Origin of the sequence: Streptomyces sp. NBC_00019, from assembly GCF_045041015.1 — a bacterium.
Lineage (GTDB): Bacteria > Actinomycetota > Actinomycetes > Streptomycetales > Streptomycetaceae > Streptomyces.
In genome coordinates this window covers 2,619,351-2,639,572 of the sequence record NZ_CP108302.1, presented here as the reverse complement: position 1 = coordinate 2,639,572, position 20,222 = coordinate 2,619,351, and the positions used below count along the sequence as shown (strand labels likewise).

General features: G+C 71.1%; 15 protein-coding genes. 12 read left to right on the top strand and 3 right to left on the bottom strand.

The window, feature by feature from the left end:
• The first annotated feature begins 3 nt into the window (after positions 1-3).
• The 5 genes from OHU89_RS12640 (at position 4) to OHU89_RS12620 (ending at position 5,808) form a co-directional block, all read left to right on the top strand.
• A complete protein-coding gene (locus OHU89_RS12640; protein WP_405642455.1) occupies positions 4-819 on the top strand; it encodes a TlyA family RNA methyltransferase in 816 nt (271 codons plus the stop codon).
• The gene (locus OHU89_RS12635) at positions 816-1,721 is read left to right on the top strand and encodes an NAD kinase (RefSeq protein WP_046256761.1); all 906 of its coding nucleotides are present in this window, start codon (positions 816-818) and stop codon (positions 1,719-1,721) included. The genes OHU89_RS12640 and OHU89_RS12635 overlap by 4 nt, the downstream gene beginning before the upstream one ends.
• Positions 1,722-1,882: 161 nt before the next feature.
• Positions 1,883-3,601 carry a DNA repair protein RecN gene (recN, locus tag OHU89_RS12630; protein WP_405654453.1) on the top strand — a complete coding sequence of 573 codons (1,719 nt, stop codon included), beginning with the start codon at positions 1,883-1,885 and terminating at the stop codon, positions 3,599-3,601.
• 83 nt (positions 3,602-3,684) lie between these two features.
• Positions 3,685-4,449 carry a hypothetical protein gene (locus OHU89_RS12625; RefSeq protein WP_405642453.1) on the top strand — a complete coding sequence of 255 codons (765 nt, stop codon included), beginning with the start codon at positions 3,685-3,687 and terminating at the stop codon, positions 4,447-4,449.
• Between the two features lie 222 nt (positions 4,450-4,671).
• Positions 4,672-5,808 (top strand): glycosyltransferase family 4 protein, encoded by a 1,137-nt coding sequence (locus tag OHU89_RS12620; protein ID WP_405642451.1) that lies wholly within the window; start codon positions 4,672-4,674, stop codon positions 5,806-5,808.
• Here the strand turns inward: OHU89_RS12620 and OHU89_RS12615 are convergent.
• Positions 5,805-7,433 carry a PucR family transcriptional regulator gene (locus tag OHU89_RS12615; RefSeq protein WP_266894357.1) on the bottom strand — a complete coding sequence of 543 codons (1,629 nt, stop codon included), beginning with the start codon at positions 7,431-7,433 and terminating at the stop codon, positions 5,805-5,807. The two genes, OHU89_RS12620 and OHU89_RS12615, sit on opposite strands and share 4 nt — an antisense overlap.
• 92 nt (positions 7,434-7,525) lie before the next feature.
• Here OHU89_RS12615 and OHU89_RS12610 point away from each other — a divergent pair, with 92 nt between their 5' ends.
• Positions 7,526-8,473 (top strand): LLM class F420-dependent oxidoreductase, encoded by a 948-nt coding sequence (locus OHU89_RS12610; RefSeq protein WP_405642449.1) that lies wholly within the window; start codon positions 7,526-7,528, stop codon positions 8,471-8,473.
• Here OHU89_RS12610 and OHU89_RS12605 read toward each other — a convergent pair.
• Both OHU89_RS12605 and OHU89_RS12600 read right to left on the bottom strand, forming a co-directional pair.
• A complete protein-coding gene (locus OHU89_RS12605) occupies positions 8,460-9,842 on the bottom strand; it encodes an FAD-binding oxidoreductase (RefSeq protein ID WP_405642448.1) in 1,383 nt (460 codons plus the stop codon). The two genes, OHU89_RS12610 and OHU89_RS12605, sit on opposite strands and share 14 nt — an antisense overlap.
• A gap of 66 nt (positions 9,843-9,908) precedes the next feature.
• Positions 9,909-11,711: a glycoside hydrolase family 15 protein gene (locus OHU89_RS12600; protein WP_266894363.1), complete on the bottom strand. Its 1,803-nt coding sequence runs from the start codon at positions 11,709-11,711 to the stop codon at positions 9,909-9,911.
• Between the two features lie 511 nt (positions 11,712-12,222).
• Between OHU89_RS12600 and OHU89_RS12595 the strand changes: the two genes are divergently transcribed.
• From OHU89_RS12595 to OHU89_RS12570, 6 genes are all read left to right on the top strand, one after another.
• Positions 12,223-13,872 carry a CTP synthase gene (locus OHU89_RS12595; RefSeq protein WP_266894365.1) on the top strand — a complete coding sequence of 550 codons (1,650 nt, stop codon included), beginning with the start codon at positions 12,223-12,225 and terminating at the stop codon, positions 13,870-13,872.
• Positions 13,873-13,955: 83 nt separating this feature from the next.
• The gene (locus OHU89_RS12590; protein WP_405642446.1) at positions 13,956-14,582 is read left to right on the top strand and encodes an NUDIX domain-containing protein; all 627 of its coding nucleotides are present in this window, start codon (positions 13,956-13,958) and stop codon (positions 14,580-14,582) included.
• A gap of 233 nt (positions 14,583-14,815) precedes the next feature.
• Entirely contained in the window at positions 14,816-16,879 is a 2,064-nt protein-coding gene (locus OHU89_RS12585) for a tetratricopeptide repeat protein (protein ID WP_405642444.1), read from the top strand.
• Between the two features lie 135 nt (positions 16,880-17,014).
• Positions 17,015-18,139 (top strand): alanine dehydrogenase, encoded by a 1,125-nt coding sequence (ald, locus tag OHU89_RS12580; protein ID WP_405642442.1) that lies wholly within the window; start codon positions 17,015-17,017, stop codon positions 18,137-18,139.
• 346 nt (positions 18,140-18,485) lie between these two features.
• The gene (locus OHU89_RS12575; protein ID WP_171145042.1) at positions 18,486-19,664 is read left to right on the top strand and encodes a ParA family protein; all 1,179 of its coding nucleotides are present in this window, start codon (positions 18,486-18,488) and stop codon (positions 19,662-19,664) included.
• A complete protein-coding gene (locus OHU89_RS12570) occupies positions 19,649-20,212 on the top strand; it encodes a hypothetical protein (RefSeq protein ID WP_405642439.1) in 564 nt (187 codons plus the stop codon). The genes OHU89_RS12575 and OHU89_RS12570 overlap by 16 nt, the downstream gene beginning before the upstream one ends.
• Positions 20,213-20,222 lie beyond the last annotated feature (10 nt).

Genomic DNA, 20,222 nt, shown 5'->3' with positions numbered 1-20,222 from the left:
AACGTGGCAGGAGTCGCACGCCAACGTCTCGACGCGGAGCTGGTCCGGCGGAAGCTCGCGCGCTCGCGCGAGCACGCCAGTCAGCTGATCGCCGCCGGGCGGGTCAGTGTCGGCAAGACCGTCGCGACCAAGCCGGCCACGCAGGTGGAGACGGCGGCGGCGATCGTGGTCTCGGATGACGACGGCGATCCCGGCTATGTGTCCCGGGGTGGGCACAAGCTTGCGGGCGCGCTGCAGGCGTTCGTACCGCAGGGGCTCGTCGTCGAGGGGCGGCGGGCGCTGGACGCCGGCGCGTCCACCGGCGGGTTCACCGATGTGCTGCTGCGGTCGGGGGCCGCGCACGTCGTCGCCGTCGACGTCGGGTACGGGCAACTCGCGTGGACTCTTCGGAGCGATGAACGCGTCACCGTCAAGGACCGTACGAACGTACGCGAGTTGACGCTTGAAGCGATCGATGGGGAGCCCGTGGATCTTGTAGTGGGGGATCTGTCCTTCATTCCGCTCGGGCTGGTGCTGCCCGCCCTGGCGCGGTGCGTGAAGCCGGACGCCGATCTGGTGATGATGGTCAAGCCGCAGTTCGAGGTGGGGAAGGAACGACTGGGCAGTGGGGGAGTCGTACGGAGTTCGCAGCTGCGGGCGGAGGCCGTGCGTGGAGTGGCCGAGAAGGCGTGGGAACTCGGGCTCGGGGTGAAGGGCGTCACGGCAAGTCCGTTGCCCGGGCCCTCGGGCAATGTCGAATACTTTCTGTGGCTGCGTGCCGGGGCGCCCGTCCTGGATCCGGCCGACGTTGACCGTGCAGTGGCGGAGGGGCCTCGTTGACACAGAACCGAGCTCGTACTGTTTTCCTGCTCGCCCACACCGGACGGCCTGCGGCCATTCGCAGCGCCGAGCTGGTGGTGAAGGGGCTGCTGCGTGAGGGCATCGGCGTACGGGTGCTGGAGTACGAGGCCGCCGATCTGCCGTTGCCGGACGAGGTGGAGCTGGTCAAGGAGGCGACTCCGCTGTGCCTCGACGGGTGCGAGCTGCTGATCGTGCTGGGTGGGGACGGGACGCTGTTGCGGGGGGCCGAGTTCGCTCGGGCTTCCGGGGTGCCGATGCTGGGCGTCAACCTCGGACGCGTCGGGTTCCTCGCCGAGGCCGAGCGGGATGATCTCGACAAGGTCGTCGACCGGGTGGTGACGAAGGCGTACGAGGTCGAGGAGCGCATGACCGTCGATGTCGTCGTGCACAGCAACGGGGACATCGTGCACACGGACTGGGCGCTGAACGAGGCGGCGGTGCAGAAGGCCGGCGCGGAGAAGTTGCTCGAGGTCGTCCTGGAGATCGATGGGCGGCCGGTGACGGGGTTCGGGTGCGATGGGATTGTGCTGTCGACTCCGACCGGGTCCACTGCCTATGCCTTCTCTGCCGGTGGGCCTGTGGTGTGGCCTGAGGTGGAGGCGTTGCTGATGGTGCCGATCAGTGCGCATGCGCTGTTCGCGAAGCCGTTGGTGACGTCGCCGGATTCTGTGTTGGCTGTGGAGGTTCTGCCACATATTCCGCCGGGGGTTCTGTGGTGTGACGGGCGGCGGACCGTTGAGCTGCCGCCCGGGGCCAGGGTCGAGGTGCGGCGGGGGGCTGTGCCGGTGCGGTTGGCTCGGCTGCACCACGCTTCGTTCACTGACCGGCTGGTGGCCAAGTTTGCGTTGCCCGTTTCCGGGTGGCGGGGGGCGCCTCACTAGCCATCTGTGGGGGGCGTCCGGGAAGCATCGCCGGGTGCGGGTGGATTGTGGTTGCTCGCGCAGTTCCCCGTGCCCCTTCGGGGCGCTTCCCTCCCCCGGGTGACAGGGTGCCTCGCACTTGGCTGCCCTTACCTCGTAAGGTCGTCACCGTGCTGGAAGAGATGCGGATACGGTCGCTCGGAGTCATCGACGACGCGGTCGTCGAGCTGTCGCCCGGGTTCACCGCTGTCACGGGTGAGACGGGTGCGGGCAAGACCATGGTGGTCACCAGCCTGGGGCTGCTGCTCGGTGGGCGGGCGGACCCGGCGCTCGTGCGGATCGGGGCCGACAAGGCGGTCGTGGAGGGGCGGATCAGTGTTCCCGCGGGCTCTGCGGTCGTTGTGCGGGCCGAGGAGGCCGGGGCCGAGCTCGATGACGGGGCGCTGCTCATCAGCCGTACCGTTTCCGCCGAAGGGCGGTCCCGGGCGCATGTGGGTGGGCGGAGCGTGCCCGTCGGGGTGCTGGCCGAACTCGCCGACGAGCTGGTGGCGGTGCACGGACAGACGGATCAGCAGGGGCTGCTGAAGCTGTCCCGGCAGCGGCAGGCGCTCGACCGGTACGCCGGGGACGCCGTCACCGTGCCGCTGGCCAAGTACACCGAGGCCTATCGGCGGCTGCGGGCCGTGGCCGTGGAGCTCGACGAGATCACCACACGTGCGCGTGAGCGGGCCCAGGAGGCCGACATGCTGCGCTACGGCCTCGACGAGATCGCCGGCGTCGAGCCGCGTGCCGGGGAGGACGTCGAACTGGCGGAGGAGGCCGAGCGGCTCGGGCACGCGGAGGCCCTGTCGTCCGCCGCCACGGTCGGGCACGCCGCTCTCGCCGGGAATCCCGAGGACCCCGAGGGCATCGACGCCGCCACGCTCGTCGCGGGCGCCCAGCGGGCCCTGGAGGCCGTACGGTCGCACGACCCGGCGCTGGCCGCGCTCGCCGACCGGATCGGGGAGATCGGGATCCTGCTGGGCGATGTCGCGGGGGAGCTGGCGGGGTACGCCGACGACCTCGACGCCGATCCGTTGCGGCTGGCGGCCGTCGAGGAGCGGCGGGCGGCCCTCACGGCGCTCACGCGGAAGTACGGCGAGGATGTCGCCTCCGTGCTGGCCTGGGCCGAGCAGGGGGCCGCGCGGCTCACCGAACTCGACGGCGACGACGAGCGGATCGACGAGCTGACCGCCGAGCGGGACGCGCTGCGGGCGGAACTGGGTGGGCTGGCGCAGGCGTTGACGGACGCGCGTTCGGAGGCGGCCTCGCGGTTCGCCGCCGCCGTGACCGCGGAGCTGGCCTCGCTCGCGATGCCGCACGCGCGCGTGTCCTTCGACATCCGGCAGACCGAGGATCCGGAGGGTGTCGAGGTCGGCGGACGAGCCGTCGCGTACGGGCCGTCCGGTGTCGACGAGGTCGAACTGCTGCTCGCTCCGCATCCCGGGGCGCCGCCGCGGCCCATCGCCAAGGGGGCGTCCGGTGGTGAGCTCTCCCGCGTGATGCTGGCCGTCGAGGTCGTGTTCGCGGGGACGGATCCTGTGCCGACCTATCTCTTCGACGAGGTCGACGCCGGCGTCGGTGGCAAGGCCGCGGTCGAGATCGGGCGACGGCTCGCCAAGCTGGCGAAGTCCGCGCAGGTCGTGGTCGTGACGCATCTGCCGCAGGTGGCCGCCTTCGCGGACCGGCAGTTGCTGGTCGAGAAGACCAACGACGGTTCTGTCACGCGCTCCGGTGTGAAGGTCCTCGAAGGCGAGGAGCGGGTACGGGAGTTGTCCCGGATGCTCGCCGGGCAGGAGGACTCGGAGACCGCGCGGGCGCATGCGGAGGAGTTGCTGGAGACGGCTCGGGCGGACGCGTAGGGCTCTTTGCGCATAGGGCTCTCCACGCGCAGGGCGTTTCGCGCACAGGGCCCTTCAAGGGACGTGCGGACTAGGGTGGCCGGATGATCAGCCGCCCCGTCTCCCTCGCTCTCACCGCCGTCCTCACCCGCGCCGCCGTCGGCGCCCTGCGGGCCGAGGCTCCTGGCGGACGTGAGCGTTGGGAGCGGAAGAACTACGCCGGGCGGACCGTCGAGTTGTACGCCGGCCCCGCCTCCGCGGCAGGCGCCGCGCTCGTCGCCGCTCGCGTCCACCCCGCCGCCGGGCTCGCCGTGGCGGCCGCCGGGGTCTGTGGGGCGTACGACGATGTCGCCGGCGTCGACGACCCGCGCCGTGGCTTCCGTACGCATCTCCGCGCGTTGCGGGAAGGCGAAGTCACCAGCGGCGCCGTCAAGTTGTTCGGCATCTCGGCCGCAGGGCTCATCGCGGGGGCGTTCCTCAAGGAGCGGGTCGTCGACAAGGTACTGGCGGGGGTGGTCATCGCCGGGGCCGCGCACTTCGTCAACCTGGTGGATGTGCGGCCGGGGCGGGCGGCCGGTTCGGTCGTCGCGTTCGGGGTGCCGGGGATGCTGCGCAGGGGGCCCGGGGGAGAGTTGGCCGCCGCGGTCGTGGGCGCCGCCGCTGCCGTGCTGCCGGAGGATCTCGGTGAGCGCACGATGATCGGCGACACAGGTGCCCACGCGCTGGGTGCGGCCCTGGGCGCCGCTGCGGTGGCGGGCAACGGGCGGGCAGGGCTGGTCGCCCATGCCGCCGCTGTCGTGGCCGCGGCCGTGTACGGGGACAGGGTGAGTGAGGTCGCGCGATCGCTGCCGCTCGGGCTCCCCGAGTGACCCCGTTCGCTCCGACCACGCCCCGTTTCTCACCCGTGTGAGTGACCCACCCCCTCTCCTCCCAGAACCACCACACCCCCGGCGTTCCCGGAACACCCGTACGTGCTGGCATCCTTGGCCTAGAACGCAGTACGCGTAGGAAGCGCGCGGTACACCCCTCCGCTCGACACCTTCTGTACGTTTCCTCGTGACCGCCCGACCCGAACCAGGAGCCCCGGCCACGTGACCCCCGTGAGCAGCCACTCACCGCACGGCCAGTCGCCGCTGCGCACCGTTCAGGTGCTCGGCGGTGGCAACGCCCGCAGCAGCGCGCATGTGCGGTCCCTGGCCTCCGGGCTGGTCGCGAGGGGCGTGCGGGTGACCGTATGCGCCCCTGTCGATGCCGATCGCACCTACGACTTCAGTGGTGCCGGCGCCGAACATGTGCACGTGCCGCGCAGCAGCGACCCGGGGGCCGTCGCCGCGTTGCGTGCTGCCTGCGCGGACGCCGACCTCGTCCACGCGCACGGGCTGCACGCCTCGTTCCGTGCGGTGCTCGCGCTCAGCGGGCGGCGGACCCCGCTCGTCGTCACGTGGCACGACCGGGCACAGGCCGAGGGTGCGCGGGCCCATCTGGTGCGGCTGCTGGAGCGGCGGGTCGTGAAGGCCGCCTCCGTGGTCCTCGGGGCCAGTTCGACGCTGGTCGACCGGGCGCGGGCGACGGGTGCGCGGGACGCGCGGCTCGCCGCCGTCGCACTGCCCGGGGTCCGCAAGGCCGTGCGGCTCGAGGACCCCGATCGGCCGCGGCCCAAGGTGCGGGCCGAACTCGGCGCCACCGGGCGCCCGTTGCTGATGGCCGTCGGCTCCCTGGACAGCCATCGGGGGTACGACACCCTGCTGGACGCCTCGCGCGCGTGGCGGGAGCTCGACCCCGTGCCGCTCGTCGTGATCGCGGGAGAGGGGCCGCTGCGCACGGAGTTGCAGCGCCGGATCGAGGACGAAGGGCTGCCGGTGCGGCTCATCGGCCGGCGCGACGACGTGACCGAGCTGCTCGCGGCCGCCGATATCGCGCTGCTGTCGAGCAGTTGGGAGTCCCGTTCCGTCCTCGCCCAGGAGGCCCTCCACGCGCGCGTGCCGCTCGTCGCGACCGAGGTCGGCAGCATGCCCGAGCTCGTGGGCGACGCCGCCGAACTCGTGCCGTACGGCGACGCGGAGGCCCTCGCCGACACCGTCGTACGCCTTCTCGGCGATCCCGAGCGGTGCGAGGAGCTGCGGGCGAAGGGCGTACGCCAGGCGGCCACCTGGCCGTCCGAGGACGAGACCGTCGCCCAAGTGCTCAGCGTCTACGACGAGTTGACGCAGCCGCGGCCCCTCGTCTAGAGGACGTGCCTGCGGGCTCTCAGGGCCAGGCTCAACGCCAGTACCGTCTGCGGGTCGTCGAGGTCGGTGCCCAGCAACTCGCCGATGCGCGCGAGGCGGTTGTAGAGCGTCTGCCGGTTCAGATGCAGTTCGCGTGCCGTCTCCGCCTTGCGGCCCGCGTGCGCGAGGTAGGTCTCCAGGGTGGGCAGCAGCGGTGGCTTGGAGCGGTGGTCGTGGTCGCGGACCGGGCCGATCGCACGGTCGACGAAGGCCGCGAGGTCCGGATGGTCGCGCAGTCGCCACAGCAGCAGGTCGATGTCGAGGCGGCGGGCGTCGTACCAGGGCCGGTCCGACAGCCCCTGCGCAGCGGTCGCCGTCTCCGCGGCGTGCCGCAGCCCCGCCGAAGCCGCCGCCCAGCCGCCCGCCACACCGACGACCACCACCGGCGGCTGTGCCCCCGGCCGCTGCATCCCGGCCCGCTCCACCCCCGCCCGCAGCGCCGCCGCGACCCGGTCCGCGACCGCCGCCCGCTCCGACTCCGAGCGCAGGCCCAGCAGCACCAGGACGCGGCCCTCGACCGGTCGTACCCCCAGCAGGACCGGGACCCCCACGGCGGCCAGTTCCTCCGACACCGCCCGCGCCAGCACCGCCCAGCCGCCGCCGGGGGACAGGGCGTCGCCGAGCCGCATCACCACCGGCAGCAACGGACTGGTTCCCGGCTTGAAGCCCAGCACGCGCGCCTGCGCGGGCGCGTCCTCGGCGGCGATACGGCCCTCGGCGAGGTCGGTCAGGAAGTCGCCCCGGCCCCGCGCGGCCAGCTCCTCCTCCTGCCGCGCCTGCATCAGCACGACGGCGAGGATGCCCGCGGCCCGCTCGGCCGCCATCCGGTGCACAGGGGCGAGGGGAGCGCGTACGGGGAGCAGGACCAGCCGCGCTCGCACCGAACCCGTGCCCGGGCCGCCCCCGGGCACGTCCACCAGCACGGAGCCGGCCGGCGGGGTGTCCTTGTGCTGGCTCCGCAGGCCCTCCCACACCTGGAGCGGATCCGCGCCCTCGGGACCCGCCCCGGCGGCGTACAGCAGCTGGCCGTCGGTCGTCTCCAGGAAGACCGGGTTGTCGCTGAAGTCGGCCAGGATGCCCAGCACCTGGGGCACCCCGCCGCCGCCCAACAGGGCCTCGGTACAGCGGCGGTGCACCTCCTCGGCCCGCTGGAGCAGGGCGTAGTGGCCGTTGACGATCTCGGTGTGGATCTCCTCCGTCACCGTCACGAACGGCACCTCGCGGTGCAGTTGGACCAGTGGCAGCCCGGTCGTTCGGGCCGTGTCGACCAGGGCCGCCGGGAGGCGGGTGAAGCGCGGGCCGAGTTCGACGACCAGGGCCGCGATGCCCCGCTCGGCCAGGGTGCGGACGAACGCGCGCTGTTCGGCCGGACGGGTGCCGAGCCCGTAGCCCGTGGTCAGCAGCAGTTCGCCACCCTTCAGCAGGGAGGCGATGTTGGGCACCTCGCCCGCGTGCACCCAGCGCACCGGCCGCTGCAGCCGGTCGGCGCCCGCGAGGATCTCGGGGAGGCCGCTGCGCAGGCCGGGCAGCTCCAGCGCCCGCTGAACGGTGATACCGGCGCCGTGGCTGTCGAATCTGCTGTCCATGAGCCGGACGCTACCCGCGCCCGTGCCCCGGGCACATCTCCGGGCGGCGACGTCGTGGGTTGGGGCGTGGGTGATCGGGTACGCGCGCGTTCATGGACTTCAGCGTGGTGGCCGTGGCACGGGAGGACGACAGTGCGGTCGAGGAGCCGGTGCGGGTGGCGGTGGCCGCCGACCGGCTCGGGTACCGGGAGGTGTGGGCGGGCGAGGGGCCGACGTGGGACTCCTTCGTCCTGGCCGCGGCCATCGGCGGCGCCACCGAGCGGGTCGCCGTGACGGCGGGGCCGGTGCCGGTGAACGTGCGCGACCCGTACACCATCGCCCGGGGCGCCGCCTCGGTCGCCGCGCTCACCGGGCGCCCGGCCGGGGTGGCGCTCGGGACGTCCAGCAAGCGGGTGGTGGAGGGGGTGCACGGGCGGTCCCGGGTGCGGCCCGCGGCGGTGCTGGAGGAGAGCGCCGAGGCCGTACGACGTCATCTGCACGCCCTGCCCGGCGCACAGGTCGGTGCCTTCCGCCGCCGGCTGCCGGCGCCCGGCGGTCTCCTCACCGTGGCCGCGTTCGGCCCCCGCGCCATCGCCACGGCTGCCGCGCACGCCGACCGCATGCTGCTGGACGTCGTCTCCCCGGAACAGGTGCGGGAGCTGCGCGGCGCGCTGGACAGGGCGGCCGAGAAAGCGGGCCGTACGCCACCCACCCTCGCCGCCTGGCTGCCGGCGGCCGTCGATCCGGCGCCGGAGTCACTGGCGCAGGTGCTGGGCAGCATCGCCGGATATCTGACTGTGCCGGGCTACAGCCACGTCTTCGCCGACGCGGGGTTCGGCGAGGCGGTGGAGCTGGCCGCGTCCGGCGCCGACCGGGACACCCTGGTGCGGGCGCTCCCACCGGAAGCCGCCGCCACGGTCGGCTTGGTCGGCGACCTGGACGCCGTACACGCGCGGATCGAGGCTTACGCCGAGGCCGGGCTCGACGAGATCGCCCTGGTCCCGGCGACCGAGGGCGACCCGGGAGGGGAGCGCACGCTGACGCTGCTCAGGCCGGTCTGATGTTGTGGTTGAACCGGAAGATGTTGTCCGGGTCGTACTCCCGTTTGAGTGCCGCCAGCCGCCCGGTGTTCTCGGCCCCCAGCCCGGCCACCACCCGCTCCGTGCCCTCGTCGCCGATGAAGTTGAGATAGACGTCACCGGTGCTCCACGGGCGGGCGTCCGCGCGGACCTCGCGCACCCACTCCACGCACCGGTCGTCGTCCGCCGGGTCCTCCCAGGCCGCGAAGGGGTGCACGCCCCACGGCGCGCCCCGGTACGGCACGGGGTAGTCGGACGGGCCGTCGGCGACCGCGCCGCCCTCCGGGAACAGCACGTGCAGCGTGCCGCTCGGGACCGGCATGGAGTCGGCGCGGGCGCAGAAGACGTCCACGTAGTCGTCGGGCAGGCCTGTCAGATACTCCGCCGACCAGTAGTTCCGCAGGCCGGGCGGATCGTCGAGCATGCACTGGACGTCGGCGTAGGGCATCTGGCCGACGATCTCCACCTCGTGCGGCAGGGCCAGCAGCGGCTCGGCGAGTTTGCGCATGTCCTCCTCGGTGCCGGCGTACGTCAGCAGCGCACCGCACAGCATCGTGCCCACCAGCTGGGGCGGCATGAACTCCTCGGCCTGGCCGGTGAGATAGATGACGGCGCCGCCCGCCTCCAGAGGGCCGGACTCGATGATGTCGCGGTAGGTGCGCACGGCCTCACGGCCGAACTCCGGGGGATACAGCAGCAGGGCGATGGAGAACGCCGGCAGTTCGTGCAGCTTCAGGGTGAGCGCGGTGGCGATGCCGAAGTTGCTGCTGCCGCCGTGCAGGCCCCAGAAGAGCTCCGGGTTCTCGTCGGCGCTCGCATGGGCCTTCGAGCCGTCCGCGGTGACCAGCTCGACGCCGAGGAGGTTGTCGACGGCGAGTCCCCAGCAGCGCTCCAGCCAGCCGCTGCCGCCGCCCAGCACGAAGCCTCCCACCCCGGTGGTCGAGGCGCGTCCGCCGGTGGTGGCCAGACCGTATGGCTGGCAGGCGCGGTCCAGGTCGCTCATCGTGGCGCCGCCCGCGACCCGTACCGCCGCGGCGGCCGGATCGACGGTGACCCCGCGCATATGGCGCAGATCGACGACCAGACCCCCGTCGTTCAGCGCCATGCCCGCCACGCTGTGCCCGCCGCCGCGTACCGCGATCGGCAGATCCAGGTCACGGGCGAAGCGCACGGACCGTACGACGTCGTCCTCGGACACACACTGCGCGATCACCGCGGGTCGGCGGTCGATCATCGAGTTGTAGACGGTCCGGTTCTCGTCGTAGCCCGGATCCCCCGGGGCGAACACGTCGCCGACCAGGTCTTCGCGGAGCGCGGCGAGTGCCGTGCCCGCCTTCGACGGGGATGCCATGGGGCGCCCCCTTTCTCGCAGGGGGTATTGGTCCCAGCCTAGGCGGGCTCGGCTCGCACAGCGCGCTCAGCCGCCGTACGCTCCCGACGCCGTCAGTCGCAGCGCGGTGTCGATGAGCGGAACGTGGCTGAAGGCCTGCGGGAAGTTGCCGACCTGGCGCTGCAGCACCGGGTCCCACTCCTCCGCGAGCAGCCCGAGGTCGTTGCGCAGGGCCAGCAGCTTCTCGAAGAGCTTGCGGGCCTCGTCCACGCGGCCGATCATCGCGAGGTCGTCCGCCATCCAGAACGAGCAGGCCAGGAAGGCCCCCTCGTCACCGGGCAGACCGTCGACGCCCTCGCTGTCGCCCTCGGTCGGGTAGCGCAGGATGAAGCCGTCCGACGTGGACAGTTCACGCTGGATCGCCTCGATGGTGCCGATCACACGCTTGTCGTCCGGCGGCAGGAAGCCCATCTGCGGGATCAGCAGCAGGGAGGCGTCCAGCTCCTTCGAGCCGTACGACTGTGTGAAGGTGTTGCGCTCCTTGTCGTAACCCTTCTCACACACGTCCCGGTGGATGTCGTCGCGCAGCTCACGCCAGCGCTCCAGCGGGCCGTCCGCGTCGCCGGACTCGATGAGCTTGATGGTGCGGTCGACGGCGACCCAGGCCATCACCTTGGAGTGCACGAAGTGCCGGCGCGGCCCGCGCACCTCCCAGATGCCCTCGTCAGGCTCGTCCCAGTGGTCCTCGAGGTAGCGGATGAGCTTGAGCTGGAGCAGGGACGCGTAGTCGTTGCGGGCCAGGCCCGTCATGTGGGCCAGGTGCAGGGCCTCGGTGACCTCGCCGTACACGTCCAGCTGGAGCTGGTGGGCGGCGCCGTTGCCGACCCGGACCGGGGCGGAGTTCTCGTAGCCGGGCAGCCAGTCCAGCTCGGCCTCGCCCAACTCCCGCTCGCCCGCGATGCCGTACATGATCTGCAGGTTCTCGGGGTCGCCCGCGACCGCGCGCAGCAGCCACTCGCGCCAGGCGCGGGCCTCCTCGCGGTAGCCGGTGCGCAGCAGCGAGGACAGCGTGATCGCGGCGTCGCGCAGCCAGGTGTAGCGGTAGTCCCAGTTGCGGACACCGCCGATGTCCTCGGGCAGCGAGGTGGTGGGGGCGGCGACGATCCCGCCGGTCGGCGCGTACGTGAGGGCCTTGAGTGTGATCAGGGAGCGGACGACGGCCTCGCGGTAGGGACCGTGGTACGTACAGTGATCGACCCAGTCCCGCCAGAACTCCTCGGTCGCCTCCAGCGACTGCTCCGGCTCCGGAAGCGGCGGCGGCTGCTTGTGCGAGGGCTCCCACGAGATCGTGAAGGCGATCCGGTCACCCGGGGCGACCGTGAAGTCCGAGTACGTGGTCAGCGACTTGCCGTAGGTCTCGCACTCGGTGTCGTACCAGACCGAGTCCGGGCCCGCGACGGCGACCGTACGACCGTCGTGCTTGTGCACCCACGGCACCACCCGGCCGTAGGAGAAACGCATCCTGAGCGCGGACCGCATCGGGACGCGGCCCGAGACGCCCTCCACGATCCGGATCAGCTGCGGTGCGCCGTCACGCGGGGGCATGAAGTCGGTGACCCGGACCGTGCCGCGCGGGGTGTCCCACTCGGACTCCAGGATCAGCGAGTCGCCGCGGTAGGTGCGCCGGGCCGCGGTGGGCGGCTCCGCGTCGGCCGCGTGCGCGGGGCCCAGTCTCCAGAAGCCGTGTTCCTCGGTGCCCAGCAGACCGGCGAAGATGGCGTGGGAGTCGAAGCGGGGCAGGCAGAGCCAGTCCACCGTGCCGTCCCGGCAGACCAAAGCCGCGGTCTGCATGTCTCCGATGAGTGCGTAGTCTTCGATGCGCCCGGCCACGTGCAACTCCAGTCGAACGGCCACGTCGCCCCCGAGGAAAAAAGGGGGCTGTCGCTCTTGCGGTCAAGGGGTCGTTGTAATGCGTCGTTGAGCGGTGAAGCAAAGCAGCCGTTGGGCTGCGAGGCAAAACGACAATCTTTACTCAACGAACTGACGAGCTCACGTTGTTCCGGTGCTTACGGGCGGGGGGTGGTGCCGTGTGGCCGGCCGGGCTCGGCAGCGAATGTCCGAGCAGGATACGACGCACGTAGATGATCTGTGTGCCGCTCCGGTCAACGCGGATGGGCCGATCGGGTGAGCAACGGGTGAGAACCATGAGACGTGTACGTGTCTGTGTCGACGCGTGCGCAGAGCGTGGCCGGAAGCCATCTCGCTGAGGCGCTGATACCCTGGTAGCCCGTGGACCGGTGGTGGATAAAACCCCCGACCGCAGCGACGGCGACTCCGGAGATCTCCGGTCGAAGCGCCGCCCCGCACCCTAGATCGCGACCACGGGAGCCCCGTCTTGGCCATGCCGCCGAAATCTACGACGACCAAGCACATCTTCGTCACCGGGGGTGTCGCCTCCTCTCTCGGCAAGGGCCTGACGGCCTCCAGCCTCGGCATGCTGCTCAAGGCGCGCGGCCTGCGCGTCGTGATGCAGAAGCTCGACCCGTACCTCAACGTCGACCCGGGCACGATGAACCCCTTCCAGCACGGTGAGGTGTTCGTCACCAACGACGGCGCCGAAACCGACCTGGACATCGGACACTACGAGCGTTTCCTGGACCGCGACTTGGACGGCAGTGCCAATGTCACTACAGGCCAGGTGTACTCGACGGTCATCGCCAAGGAGCGGCGCGGCGAGTACCTGGGCGACACCGTGCAGGTCATCCCGCACATCACCAACGAGATCAAGCACCGCATCCGGCGTATGGCGACCGACGAGGTCGATGTCGTCATCACCGAGGTCGGCGGCACCGTGGGTGACATCGAGTCCCTGCCGTTCCTGGAGACCGTCCGTCAGGTCCGCCACGAGGTCGGCCGTGACAACGTCTTCGTCGTCCACATTTCCCTCCTGCCGTACATCGGCCCGTCGGGGGAGCTGAAGACGAAGCCGACCCAGCACTCGGTTGCGGCGCTGCGGAACATCGGTATTCAGCCGGACGCGATCGTGCTGCGCTGCGACCGTGAGGTCCCCACCGCGATCAAGCGCAAGATCTCGCTGATGTGCGACGTCGACGAGGCCGCCGTGGTCGCCTGCCCCGACGCCAAGTCGATCTACGACATCCCGAAGACCGTGCACGGCGAGGGTCTGGACGCCTACGTCGTCCGCAAGCTGGACCTGCCGTTCCGCGACGTGGACTGGACGACGTGGGACGACCTGCTCGACCGCGTCCACAACCCCGACCACGAGATCACCCTCGCCCTGGTCGGCAAGTACATCGACCTGCCCGACGCCTACCTCTCGGTCACCGAGGCGCTGCGCGCGGGCGGCTTCGCCAACAAGGCCCGCGTGAAGATCAAGTGGGTCACCTCCGACGACTGCAAGACCGCGGCCGGCGCCGCGGCGCAGCTCGGTGACGTCGACGGCGTCTGCATCCCGGGCGGCTTCGGCGACCGCGGTGTGCTCGGCAAGGTCGGCGCGATCAAGTACGCCCGCGAGAACAAGATCCCGCTGCTCGGTCTCTGCCTGGGCCTGCAGTGCATCGTGATCGAGGCCGCGCGCAACCTGGCCGACATCCCGGACGCCAACTCCACCGAGTTCGACTCGGCGACCTCGCACCCGGTCATCTCCACCATGGCCGAGCAGCTCGACATCGTCGCCGGTGAGGGCGACATGGGCGGCACCATGCGCCTGGGCATGTACCCGGCCAAGCTGGCCGAGGGCTCGATCGTGCGCGAGGTGTACGAGGGCAAGGAGTATGTCGAGGAGCGGCACCGTCACCGCTACGAGGTGAACAACGCCTACCGCGCGGAGCTCGAGAAGAAGGCGGGCATCCTGTTCTCCGGCACCTCGCCGGACGGCAAGCTCGTCGAGTACGTCGAGTACCCGCGCGACGTCCACCCCTACCTGGTGGCCACGCAGGCGCACCCCGAGCTGCGTTCGCGTCCGACGCGACCGCACGCGCTGTTCGCCGGGCTCGTGAAGGCCTCGGTCGAGCGGAAGAATTCCAAGTAACACACCAGCTTGTACGGTTGCCGGGGTGCGTACCTTCAAGGTCGCACCCCGGTTTTTTTCTTGAACGTGTGGAAGGGCAGGGCATGACGATCAAGGACACCCCCGAGGAATGGGAGATCCGGGCGACGGAGACCCCCTTCGTGGGCAACAAGACCTCCGTCCGCACGGACGACGTGGTCATGCCCGACGGCAAGGTCGTCCGCCGCGACTACCAGGTCCATCCGGGTTCGGTCGGTGTCCTCGCCCTGGACGACGAGGACCGTGTCCTGCTGATCAGGCAGTACCGCCATCCCGTACGCCAGAAGCTGTGGGAGATCCCGGCCGGTCTGCTCGACGTGCCCGGCGAGAACCCGCTGCACGCCGCGCAGCGCGAGCTGTACGAGGAGGCGCACGTCAAGGCCGAGGACTGGCGGGTGCTGACCGACGTCTACACCACGGCGGGCGGCTGCGACGAGGCCGTGCGGATCTTCCTCGCCCGCGATCTGTCGGAGGCCGAGGGCGAGCGCTTCGAGGTCGAGCACGAGGAGATCGACCTGGAGTACGCGCGCGTGCCCGTCGACGAGCTCGTACGGGGTGTGCTCGCCGGTGAGCTGCACAACAACTGCCTGGTCGTGGGCGTGCTTTCACTGATCGCCGCGCAGTCCTCCGGCGGTTTGGACATGCTGCGCCCGGCGGACGCGGACTGGCCTGCCCGCCCCTTCGAGGCGTAGTGCCGGACCGTTTTCGGCCGCGGGTCCGCCGTGGCTGGTCGCGCAGTTCCCCGCGCCCCTGAGCGGCGTTGCGAAAACCGTCGGTCCTATGATCCGTTGATCCGATCGGGGGAGTGTCCGTCTGTCACCGCCGCGCTCCTCACGGAACGTTGCAGAGCGTGAACTAGGCTCTGAAACTGCCCGAACCGGAGTCCCGGCGGGCTTGCGCGTGCGGTGGGACGGGAGTGTGGCCCGTGACGGATCAGGCGGTGGACACAGGCGGCGTTCAGCTGTCGGTCGAGGGTCATTTCCTGGGCCGGACACGGGAGTTGAAGGAGCTGCTCGCCGACATCGAGCGAGCGGGCCTCGACACCCTCTCCGGGAAGAAGGCCCCCCGCGCGCGCGTGCTGCTCATCGCGGGCAGACCCGGCTCCGGTCGCACCGCGCTCGCCGAGGAGCTCGTACGGCAGGTCGCTGAGCGTTACGACGACGGAGTGCTGCGCGCCCGGCTCAGCGAACCCGACGGCACCCCCGTCCCCGTCGAGCACACCGCCCGCGAACTGCTCACCGCCCTGGACCTTCCGACGCCGGCCGGTGCCTCCGAGGACGACCTGACGGCAGCCCTCCGCGACGCCCTCGCCGACCGGCGCGCCCTGCTTCTGCTCGACGACGCGGTGAGCGCGGACCAGGTCGACGCCCTGCTGCCGGAGACCCCGGAGTGCCTGGTCGTGGCCGTTTCCAGCGGTCCGCTCACCGGTATCTCCGACGTCCGGCCCTGCACGCTCGGCGGCCTCGACACCAAGTCCGCCCTGGAGCTGCTGAGCCGCTCCACCGGCTCGGTCCGCATCACCGTCGACCCGCGGGCCGCGGAGGGACTCGTCGAGGAGTGCCAGGCCCAGCCCGCCGCCATGATGCTCGCCGGCGGCTGGCTCGCCGCCCGCCCCAATGCCGCCGTCGCCGACCTCGCCAAGCAGCTGCACACGGAGGGTGACGAGGGAACCCCGCTCAGCCGCGTCTTCCGGTTCGCCTACTCCGCCCTGCCCGGCCCCGCCGCCCGGATACTGCGGCTGCTCTCCCTCGCCCCGGCGGGCCTGGTCGACCCGCACACCGCCTCCGCCCTCGCCGGCTGCTCGGTGGGCGGTGCCCGCACCACCCTGGACGACTTCGTCGGCCTCGGTCTGCTGCACGCCGTGGAGTCGCCGCTGCCGCAGTACGTGGTGCCGGGCTGTCTGCACCCCCTGCTCAAGGCGCTCACCGAGACCCAGGACCGCCCCGGCGAGATCCAGCTGGCCCGCGCCCGGATGCTGGAGCGGAACGTCCGGCTGCTGCAGTCGTCCCGTGCGATCACCGAGACCGACAGCCCCGAGGCCCGCGAGAAGCTCCAGGGCATGTCCCGCTCCCTGCGCTTCCCCAGCCCCAGGGCCGCCGAGGACTGGCTGCGCATCCGCAGGTCCGCCCTGCTGGCCTCGGCCCGCCTGGCCGTCGCCGACGGGGAACTCGACACCCTCGCCCGCCGTCTGATGTCCCAGCTGGTCAGGGCGCTGGTCGCGCACTTCGGCACCCAGGCCGCGGCAGCCGACCTGTACGGCCTGCACCGGCTCGTCCTGGATGTGGCCGAGCGCCGGGAGCTGCCCCGGGAGAAGGCGGCGGCGCTGCTGAACCTCGGCGACCTGGACGCGCAGACCGGTCGCACGCAGGAGGCGCTGACCCGGTACCGGGCCGCGCTGGACGCCGGGCGCGAGGCGAATGACCCGTATGCGACCGGTCGCGCGATGGAATCCGTAGGCGGTGCGCATCTGGAGCTCGCGGACTACGACCGGGCCGCCGACTGGTTCGGTCGCGCCCTCGCCCAGCGGCTGGCCCGGGACGAGCGTGCGGACGCCGCGCGGCTGTACGGCCGTATCGCCGCGACGCACACCTACGCGGGCCGCTACGGCGAGGCGATGCGCGGGTGGCGGGCCGCGGTCGCCGGGCACCGCAAGAACGGCGATGTGGCCGCCCACGCACGGGCGTTGAGCGAACTCGCGCGCGTCCAGGAGTACGCGGGGCGGCCCGAGGAGTCGCTGCGCACCTGCCAGGAGGCCGTCGAGTGGGCGCGGCGCGCCGAGGACGCACGACTGCAGGCCGCGCTCCAGCTGAGGCTCGCGGACACGCTGGAGCACCTGGGCGATCCGGCCGCGGCGGGGCTGCACCGAGGGGCCGCCGAGCGGCTGCTGGGAGAGGAACTTTCGGAGGCGGAACCGGAGCCGGAACAGCCTGATCCTGCGAAACAAGACGCTGACGCCTGCGAAATCCGTAGTACATCCACTGAAGATTGATGCAATGAAAGGCTAGACAGCGGGAACACCTTCATTAGACTGGCTCTGCCGCACCTTCTCCTGCGGTGCATACCGGTGTGCTCATGCGTGCCCGGGTATGTGTTGTATTGCCCCACACCCTCTGAGCCAAGGACCGTGATCGACGTGAAGGTCGGCATCCCCCGCGAGGTCAAGAACAACGAGTTCCGGGTGGCCATCACCCCCGCCGGCGTGCACGAGCTGGTGCGCCACGGCCACCAGGTCCTCATCGAGCAGAACGCCGGTCTCGGCTCGTCGATCCCGGACGTCGAGTACGTCGCCGCGGGCGCGCAGATCCTTGCCACGGCCGACGAGGTGTGGGCCACCGCCGACCTGCTGCTCAAGGTCAAGGAGCCCATCGCCGAGGAGTACCACCGCCTCCGCAAGGACCAGACGCTCTTCACCTACCTGCACCTGGCCGCCTCCAAGGAGTGCACCGACGCGCTCATCGAGTCCGGCACCACGGCGATCGCCTACGAGACGGTCGAGCTGCCCTCGCGCGCCCTGCCGCTCCTCGCCCCGATGTCCGAGGTCGCGGGCCGGCTCGCCCCGCAGGTCGGCGCCTACCACCTGATGCGCTCGGCCGGCGGCCGTGGCGTGCTCCCCGGTGGCGTGCCCGGCACCCAGCCCGCGAAGGCCGTCGTCATCGGCGGCGGCGTCTCCGGCTGGAACGCCACGCAGATCGCCGTCGGCATGGGCTTCCATGTCACGCTGCTCGACCGTGACATCAACAAGCTGCGCGAGGCGGACAAGGTCTTCGGCACCAAGGTCCGGGCGATCATGTCCAACGCCTTCGAGCTGGAGAAGGCCGTCCTGGACGCCGACCTCGTCATCGGCGCGGTGCTCATCCCGGGCGCCAAGGCCCCGAAGCTGGTCACCAACGAGCTCGTGTCGCGCATGAAGCCCGGAAGTGTCCTTGTCGACATCGCGATCGACCAGGGCGGCTGCTTCGAGGACTCCCGGCCGACCACCCACGCCGAGCCGACCTTCAAGGTCCACGACTCGGTCTTCTACTGCGTCGCCAACATGCCCGGCGCGGTGCCCAACACCTCCACCTACGCGCTCACCAACGCGACGCTGCCGTACATCGTCGAACTCGCCGACCACGGCTGGGTCGAGGCGCTGCGCCGTGACGCCGCGCTCGCCAAGGGTCTCAACACCCATGACGGCAAGGTCGTTTACAAGGAGGTCGCCGAGGCGCACGGCCTGGAGCATGTGGAGCTCGAGGCCCTGATCGGCTAAGTCACCTTTTCGTAAAGGCGATACGTCAATAAGGCGCGTCAACCACTCACAGGCGGCCGGACCTTGCCCGACAAGGTCCGGCCACATGTGTGTATGGTCACTTTGCGACGCTCGGTCAACTCGCCTCGAACGTAACCCTTTGGTCGATTCGCACACCGGTGAAACCTGCTGTGCGACGGCCGTACGCCCTTGACAGCGCGATGTTTGATTGCCGACACATCCTGCCGGGTCCGGCGGATTGTGTTGCTGTGAACACCCGACACGCCATAGAGTCGCCAACCGTCGGCATGGTGCCACGCTGACCTTGTCTAGAAGTTTCCTGGTCACCAAGGAGGTAAGACGACTTGTGAATGAGTCGACATTTACTCCCGGAGGTGGTCAACCAGGAACGCCTGCACGGGCTGAGGGCCCCGCGGGGTTCGAGGCTGTCGGCTCCGTCGCGGTGCGCACCTTCGCAGCCCACCAGAGCCACCTGAACCGAAGGGTGACTCTGTCAGCACACCAGAGCATGGATGGCCATCACGTGAACGCCATGGCCGGCGACGGAAGTGGCGCGCCCCACAGCCAGTTCGCCGACTACGACGAACTGCCCGAGGGGCACTTCTACGACCCCGACGCCGAATACGAGCCCGACCCGGAGTACGCGGCCACGCTCGCTCCCGACGCTGCCCGTCAGCGCCGTGAGCGCATCGGTCCGACCGGTCGCCCGCTGCCGTACTTCCCGATCCCGGGTCCGCTGACCGATCACGGACCCGCGAAGATCATCGCGATGTGCAACCAGAAGGGCGGCGTCGGCAAGACGACGTCGACCATCAACCTGGGTGCCGCGCTCGCGGAGTACGGACGTCGCGTGCTGCTCGTGGACTTCGACCCGCAGGGCGCGCTGTCGGTGGGCCTCGGTGTCAACCCGATGGAGCTCGACCTCACCGTCTACAACCTGCTCATGGAGCGGGGCATGGCGGCCGACGAGGTCCTGCTGAAGACCGCGGTTCCCAACATGGACCTGCTGCCGAGCAATATCGACTTGTCGGCGGCGGAGGTCCAGCTGGTCTCCGAGGTCGCGCGCGAGTCGACATTGCAGCGGGCCCTGAAGCCGCTCATGGCCGACTACGACTACATCGTGATCGACTGTCAGCCTTCACTGGGTCTGCTCACGGTCAACGCCCTGACGGCCGCGCACAAGGTGATAGTGCCACTGGAGTGTGAGTTCTTCGCCCTCCGCGGTGTCGCCCTGCTGACGGAGACCATCGAGAAGGTCCAGGAGCGGCTCAACCCGGAGCTGGAGCTCGACGGGATCCTCGCCACGATGTACGACTCGCGCACCGTGCACAGCCGTGAGGTGCTCGCGCGTGTCGTCGAGGCGTTCGACGACCACGTCTACCACACGGTCATCGGGCGCACGGTCCGCTTCCCGGAGACCACGGTCGCCGGTGAGCCGATCACCACGTACGCTTCCAACTCCGTCGGCGCCGCCGCCTACCGCCAGCTCGCCAGGGAGGTGCTCGCCCGGTGTCACGCCGAGTGAGTCTGCCGGGGGCCGACGAACTCTTCCGTACGACAGGGGGAATGGCGCTCCAGCCGTCCACTCCGCGGCGGGGGGCCAACGGCGAAGCCCGGGTGCCCGCACCCGCGGGGGAGAGCGACGGGGCCGCGGCCGGGTCGTCCGAGGACGCGCCGCAGTCGGTGCCCGCGCAGGGCGGTGACGGCGACGGGGCGGAGCATGTGGCCACGGAACCGGCCGCGGCCGGCGAGTCCCGCAGCCGGGACGCGGAGCGCTCCGGGCGACGTCAGGACGCGCAGGAAGGTTCTGCCGCGCCGCGCAAGCAGCGTGGCGGTGCCCGGGCGGCCTCACGTCGGCCCAGCGGGCGTGAGCGGCACGACGAGAAGATCACCGTGTACGTCTCCGCCGAGGAGCTCATGGATCTGGAGCACGCCCGTCTGGTGCTCCGCGGCGAGCACGGGCTGGCCGTCGACCGCGGGCGCATCGTCCGCGAGGCGGTCGCCGTGGTGCTGGCCGATCTGGAGTCCCGGGGAGACGCGAGCATCCTCGTACGCCGACTGCGCGGGCGGTAGCGGTAGCCTG

Coding starts and splice junctions, on each gene's coding strand:
- OHU89_RS12610 (WP_405642449.1), top strand. CDS start 7,526: ATGGACTTCAGCGTGGTGGCCGTGGCACGGGAGGACGACAGTGCGGTC.
- OHU89_RS12605 (WP_405642448.1), bottom strand. CDS start 9,842: ATGGCATCCCCGTCGAAGGCGGGCACGGCACTCGCCGCGCTCCGCGAA.
- OHU89_RS12595 (WP_266894365.1), top strand. CDS start 12,223: ATGCCGCCGAAATCTACGACGACCAAGCACATCTTCGTCACCGGGGGT.
- OHU89_RS12590 (WP_405642446.1), top strand. CDS start 13,956: ATGACGATCAAGGACACCCCCGAGGAATGGGAGATCCGGGCGACGGAG.
- OHU89_RS12615 (WP_266894357.1), bottom strand. CDS start 7,433: ATGGACAGCAGATTCGACAGCCACGGCGCCGGTATCACCGTTCAGCGG.
- recN (WP_405654453.1), top strand. CDS start 1,883: ATGCGGATACGGTCGCTCGGAGTCATCGACGACGCGGTCGTCGAGCTG.
- OHU89_RS12625 (WP_405642453.1), top strand. CDS start 3,685: ATGATCAGCCGCCCCGTCTCCCTCGCTCTCACCGCCGTCCTCACCCGC.